The 6,329-nt window shown below is 43.6% G+C and carries 6 protein-coding genes; 3 read left to right on the forward strand and 3 right to left on the reverse strand.

Annotated features, from left to right (window positions below):
- Both BLR43_RS13070 and BLR43_RS13075 read right to left on the reverse strand, forming a co-directional pair.
- Positions 1 to 293 (reverse strand): helix-turn-helix domain-containing protein (locus BLR43_RS13070; RefSeq protein ID WP_143007457.1); only part of this gene is annotated, 293 nt, incomplete at its 3' end.
- 224 nt (positions 294 to 517) lie between these two features.
- Positions 518 to 1,177 (reverse strand): YcxB family protein, encoded by a 660-nt coding sequence (locus tag BLR43_RS13075; RefSeq protein ID WP_093071427.1) that lies wholly within the window; start codon positions 1,175 to 1,177, stop codon positions 518 to 520.
- 486 nt (positions 1,178 to 1,663) lie between these two features.
- Between BLR43_RS13075 and serS the strand changes: the two genes are divergently transcribed.
- From serS to BLR43_RS13090, 3 genes are all read left to right on the forward strand, one after another.
- Positions 1,664 to 2,950 carry a serine--tRNA ligase gene (serS, locus tag BLR43_RS13080; protein WP_093071428.1) on the forward strand — a complete coding sequence of 429 codons (1,287 nt, stop codon included), beginning with the start codon at positions 1,664 to 1,666 and terminating at the stop codon, positions 2,948 to 2,950.
- A gap of 313 nt (positions 2,951 to 3,263) precedes the next feature.
- The gene (gene tkt / locus BLR43_RS13085) at positions 3,264 to 5,261 is read left to right on the forward strand and encodes a transketolase (RefSeq protein ID WP_093071429.1); all 1,998 of its coding nucleotides are present in this window, start codon (positions 3,264 to 3,266) and stop codon (positions 5,259 to 5,261) included.
- Positions 5,262 to 5,515: 254 nt separating this feature from the next.
- A complete protein-coding gene (locus BLR43_RS13090) occupies positions 5,516 to 6,037 on the forward strand; it encodes a RelA/SpoT domain-containing protein (RefSeq protein ID WP_093071430.1) in 522 nt (173 codons plus the stop codon).
- Positions 6,038 to 6,047: 10 nt separating this feature from the next.
- Here BLR43_RS13090 and BLR43_RS13095 read toward each other — a convergent pair.
- The coding region (locus BLR43_RS13095) for an integrase core domain-containing protein (RefSeq protein ID WP_143007458.1) at positions 6,048 to 6,329 on the reverse strand (282 nt) is incomplete at its 5' end.

The raw sequence follows: 6,329 nt of genomic DNA on the forward strand, positions 1-6,329 counted from the left end.
TTGCCAGAGTCAATCAGGATGTCTTCTACTTTACGAATGATACGGCTAGCAGAAGACTCATGAATACCAAAGTCCATACTGATATGATAAAGCGTGCGGTATTCACGCCAATAAGTCAGGGCTAATAGTATTTGTGCTTTAAGACTGAGCACACTTGGTCTGCCTGATTTGGTCTTAGATGCTTCATGCTCTTGCATGGCCTCAAGCATGTCATAAAAGGTGGCTTTATGAATGCCAGTGTAGCGTTTAAAACCAGCGTCACTTTGTTTGAGTAGCTTATTTATGTTTGGCATGGTTCCTAAAAAGTTATGAGTGTCTTCCTATTTTAATTCCCTTTGCTACTTTTGCAAGAGGTCTAATATCTATATAAGCTCTAGCTCTTCCTTTGATGCTTATAATAATAGCAAACTATCATTAGTAAGTTAAATATAATAAATTCACTTTTACGATTTATTTTATAAAACTATAATTAGCTTTTTCTATTGTTTTTCTAAACGATAGAGAGAGCTGATAACCGTTATACTGGCGGCTGCAAGTTTTCAGGATTTAAGCCTTTGACCGGAACCACTTCTTGTAGATGTTGACGTACCGTATCGATAGGGAATTTTTGCGCTTGCAAACGTTTCGGAAGAATTTGGCTACCTTGCTGGCCTTTCATCTCAAACATCATAAAGATATAGTCGTCAGTCTCGTCCCAGCTCTTGATAGCAGTCCACGGAATAACCGCTTGCTGGGTCGCACCTGCACGCATTTGCATACCGCGCATTTGCGAGTTTTTCATCATCTCAGGCTGGTTGCTTGGCATTGCCATGACCAGACCATGTTTTTGTACACCTAGCTTCATTTGACGCATTTCATCTGGCATCTCTTGATCAGCAATTTGTTTTTCAAACTCTCTTTTTACATACCATCTAAAGCCTAAAGTACGCGCCAATAGATAAATCACCACACCAACGAGCATCAACCAAAAAATGATGGTTGAGTAGCCTGTTACAAAGATCAGTCCTGCAATAGCCAGTACCACAACCACAGCCATAATGATCCATTCTTTGGTCTTAAAGCTTGACAGACCAAAAGAGGGGCTGGCACTGGCAAACAGTTCATATTGGGCTTGAAGGAATTCAGCTTCAGTTAGGTTTAAGGCGACAGGTTGGAGCGTGTAAGGATACAGGGCCATAAAGGTTTCTCAGATGCTTATGTTAAAAGTTTTGGGTTTACATCGCCAAAGCCAAGTCATGATTTACTACTTGGCTGTAGGTAAATAAAGGTATGCGCTTATCTTACCGAAAAGTACTCTTAAATGAAACATATAAGCGGATCTGTTCACTGATAGCGGCGATATTAATGGCTTTAATAAAGGTAGATGATCCTTATTAAAGTAAGTTGAACATATAGGATATGCATTTCGGGTAAGTATGACTGGCTATGAATAATGAAAGTAGTAGCCCAAAATCACGCTAAAAGCGCTCAAAAAAGCTCAAAGCATGGTCAAATCTGCTGGGTCTTGGTATGATAGCGGCACCCATATGGTTTGATAAAAAATATGGCAGCATGGCAAGGTAGTTATTGAGTTATGAAGCTTTGCAATAAGTATAAGCTGACCAATAATCATACTAATAATGTTTAAACTTCTTATTCACTCTTAGTGTTACAGGCAACGATTATGATTGATCCAAAACTCTTACGCGGCGATTTAAGCGATTTACAGCAACAACTGGCCACTCGTGGCTATACGCTTGATATGGAGTTTTGGCAGTCGATTGAATCCGAGCGTAAGTCATTGCAAGTCAAAACAGAAGAATGGCAATCGCGCCGTAACGCTGGGGCTAAGCAAGTCGGCGCTCTAAAAAAATCAGGCGAAGATGCCAGTGAGCTATTGGCTGAAATGCAAAGCGTTAGCGGTGAGATCAAAGCTGCTGAAGACGAGCTACGTACTCTGCAAGAGCGCATCACTCAAGCGGCGCTGCAGATTCCAAATATTCCAGCGGCAGATGTACCAGTGGGTACGTCAGAAGACGATAACGTAGAAGTGCGTAAGTGGGGCACGCCGCGTACGTTTGATTTTGAGATTCAAGATCACACGCATATCGGTGAGACGCTTGGCATGCTCGACTTTGAGGCCGCAACCAAACTGACAGGTAGCCGTTTTAACGTGCTAAAAGGCCAATTGGCGCAGCTGCATCGTGCACTGATCCAGTTTATGCTCAACACCCATACCATGAAATACGGCTATCTTGAGACCTATGTGCCTTATATTGTCAATAGCGATAGTCTAAAAGGAACGGGTCAGCTGCCTAAGTTTGAAGAGGATTTGTTTAAGCTAAGCAATCACACGAATAACGATGAGATGGATTTTTATCTGATTCCGACTGCAGAAGTGCCGATGACCAACTTGGTACGCGGAGAGCGTTTGGATATCAAAGAGCTACCGCTAAAATTCACCGCGCATACGCCATGTTTCCGTAGTGAAGCGGGCTCGCACGGTCGTGATACCCGTGGTCTGATCCGCCAGCATCAGTTTGAAAAAGTCGAAATGGTCAATGTTGGCACCAGCGATCAGTCTGATGACTTGCTAGAGGCAATGACAGGGCAGGCCGAATATATCTTGCAGCAGCTTGAGTTGCCATACCGCACGGTACAGCTATGTACGGGCGATATGGGTTTTGCCGCACAAAAGACCTATGACATCGAAGTATGGCTACCAAGCCAAGATACCTACCGCGAAATCTCTAGCTGCTCTAACTGTGGCGATTTCCAAGCGCGCCGTATGGGTACGCGTGTCAAAGATGGCAAGCAAACCAGCTTAGCTCATACTTTGAACGGTTCAGGATTGGCGGTTGGTCGTACGCTACTAGCAGTGATGGAAAATCATCAAAACGCTGATGGTAGCATTACGATTCCAGAAGTATTGCGTCCATTTATGGGCGGTGCTGAGACTATTTCAGTTTAATAAATGGACTATAAGTAATGAGCTGCTTGTCACTTAGGTCACTTAGGTCACTTAGGTCACTTGCAGCTTGTTACTGATAGCTTAAATTAAAATCTATGACTGTCTATCGTTTAACAAAACTGATGTGAGTCATTGCTAAATAGAAACGGTATTGTCACCGCATTTTTGGCTAGGCTCATAGCAAATATGTTAATATTGCATTTTTATTTTATACCCTATCCACTGAGGACGCACGCCGCGTTTTTGGTGGATCATCCTCTGAGTAAACTCTCCTCTTATCTTTATACGACTCATTCGAATATTAGGACACTCTATGCCAGCTCCAATTAGCGAACGTAAACTAGCCAATGCCATCCGTGTACTGTCGTTTGACGCGGTTCAAAAAGCCAACTCTGGACATCCGGGTGCGCCAATGGGTATGGCTGATATTGCCGAGGTTTTGTGGCGCAAATTTTTGAAGCACAATCCAGCTGATCCTAATTGGCACAACCGTGACCGCTTTGTACTGTCAAACGGTCATGGCTCTATGCTTATTTATTCATTGCTACATTTATCAGGTTATGATGTCAGCGTTGATGACCTAAAAGGCTTTCGTCAGCTGCATTCAAAAACCCCAGGTCACCCTGAGTATGGCTATACCCCTGGTGTTGAGACGACGACTGGTCCTCTAGGACAAGGTATTGCCAATGCTGTTGGTTTTGCGATTGCAGAGAAGACACTCGCAGCGCAGTTCAACCGTGACGGTCATAATATCGTTGATCATCATACCTATGCGTTCTTAGGCGATGGCTGCTTGATGGAAGGTATCAGTCATGAAGTGTGCTCGCTCGCTGGCACATTAGGTCTTGGCAAATTGGTATTCTTCTATGATGACAATGGCATCTCAATCGATGGTAATGTTGAAGGTTGGTTCACTGATGATACCGAAGCTCGCTTTGAGTCGTACGGCTGGCAAGTGATCAAAGTTGATGGTCATGATACTGATGCCATTACGCAAGCAACTGAGCAAGCAATTGCAGAGACTGCTAAGCCAAGCCTAATTATTTGCAAAACGACTATCGGTGCTGGTAGCCCGAACAAACAAGGTCTTGCGGCCAGTCATGGCGCGCCACTTGGTGATGATGAAATTGCCTTGACTCGTGATGCGCTGTCTTGGAAACATGCCCCATTTGAGCTAGACGATGAAATCTATGAAGCGTGGGATGCCAAAGCCAAAGGCGATGTGCAGCAAAAGAACTGGGATGCTGACTTTGCAGCATATAAAAAAGCCTATCCAGAGCTTGCCGCAGAATTGTCACGTCGTCTAAATGGTGAGTTGCCTGCTGACTTTGCTAGCCAAGCGCAAGCGTACATTCAGCAAACGCAAGAAGCGGGCGGTGATGTTGCTAGTCGTAAAGCCAGCCAAAACGCGATCAACAGCTTGCAGCCATTACTGCCAGAACTACTAGGCGGCTCAGCAGATTTAGCGGGCTCAAACCTCACGTTATTCAAAGGCGCTAAAGGCATCGAGAAAGACAGCGATGGCAACTATATCTATTATGGTGTGCGCGAGTTCGGTATGACCGCGATTGCCAATGGTATTGCATTGCATGGCGGCTTTATCCCTTACGTAGCGACGTTCCTGATGTTTATGGAATATGCACGTAACGCGGTACGCATGGGCGCACTGATGAAGCAGCGCGTCATCCACGTCTATACGCATGACTCTATCGGTCTGGGTGAAGACGGCCCAACGCATCAGCCAGTTGAGCAATTGACGAGCCTACGTACCACGCCAAACCTACGTACATGGCGCCCTTGTGATGCTACCGAATCTGCAAGCGCTTGGGTAGAAGCAATCAAATCAGAAAATAACCCATCAGCATTGATCTTTAGCCGTCAAAGCTTGCCACATCAAGCACGTGATAGCGAGCAAGTCGCGAACATCACCAAAGGTGGTTATGTACTGGCGAAAGAGCAAGGCGAGCTACAAGCCATCATCATCGCAACCGGTTCAGAAGTTGGCCTAGCGATGCAAGCGCACAAGACGCTTAGCGAAAATGGTATTGGCGTCCGTGTGGTGTCTATGCCATGTGCCGAGATTTTCGTTGAGCAAGATGCTAGCTATCGCGAAGCGGTATTGCCTGCCACCATCCGCGCCCGCGTCGCAGTAGAAGCGGCGCACGTAGACTACTGGTATAAGTTTGTCGGTCTCGATGGCAAAGTCATCGGGATGACCACTTATGGCGAATCTGCACCTGCAAGTGACTTGTATAAAGAGTTTGGTATTACGACTGACGCTGTGGTTGAAGCGGTGAATAGTTTGGTGTAATAGACCTGACTTAATTAGTGTTTAAGAAAAAGCTATCAGAGAAATCTGGTGGCTTTTTTATGGTTGAACTTTCATTTTTGAAGCTGCTTCTTAGAAAATTAGCTTTGTTGGGTATACTATCGTTGGTGTTATAAGTTGTGATAATCTGAAATAAATAGATCTTCTAAAACTTAAAGTTTATATTGTGAAGTATAAGTATGAACTTAAATATTATGATGGATCTTATAATATTAAGTTTCAATGGAGAGTTGTAAATGAAAGATAGTATACCAAGCAAAAAACAGGTTAAAAAGGCTGGAGAAGCCTTAGCTAATAGTAACTCATCCACATCAGAATATAAAAAGGCAATGCAAGTTCTTTCTATATGGCGTTCTTTACATACTACTCCATTAAATACCTTTCAGACAACTCTAAGGAGAAAAGTTAAAAGTCTAAATTTCTACTCACCAATTATTGCACAAAGATTGAAGCGAACACCGTCTATCATCTTGAAATTACAGCGTTTTCAAGATATGAATTTAGCACGAATGCAAGACATTGGAGGTTTACGCATTGTATTATCTACAGTAGGTGAAGTGTATCGTTTGCAAAAAAATATACTTGAAAAAAGTAGCCGATTTGATCATGATCTGAAAAAATTGAATGACTATATCCATGATCCAAAACCAGATGGTTATCGAGGATTACACCTTATATTTAGGTATAAAAGCGTTGTTCATCCACATCTGGATGGGTTGTTAATTGAGCTGAACCGCCCCGACTATATCGGAGAGTGATTTACTTGAGTCAGGCAGCGATGCCTGACAGGGTTAAATTATCGTAATACCGCTTTTCAAACTCAAAAGGTGACACATAACCAATCGTGCTATGCAGACGTGTTTTATTAAACCAGTCCACCCATTCAAGGGTTGCCAGTTCAACATCATTAACGCCAGTCCAATTCTCCTTTAAATAGTCAATTACCTCAGATTTATACAGCCCGTTAACCGTTTCAGCCAGTGCGTTATCGTATGAATCACCAGTCGTGCCGACCGAGGCAATGATGCTAGAGTCCTTCATCTTATCAGT

This window comes from Psychrobacter pacificensis, from assembly GCF_900101915.1.
In the GTDB taxonomy this organism is placed as follows: Bacteria; Pseudomonadota; Gammaproteobacteria; order Pseudomonadales; family Moraxellaceae; genus Psychrobacter; species Psychrobacter pacificensis.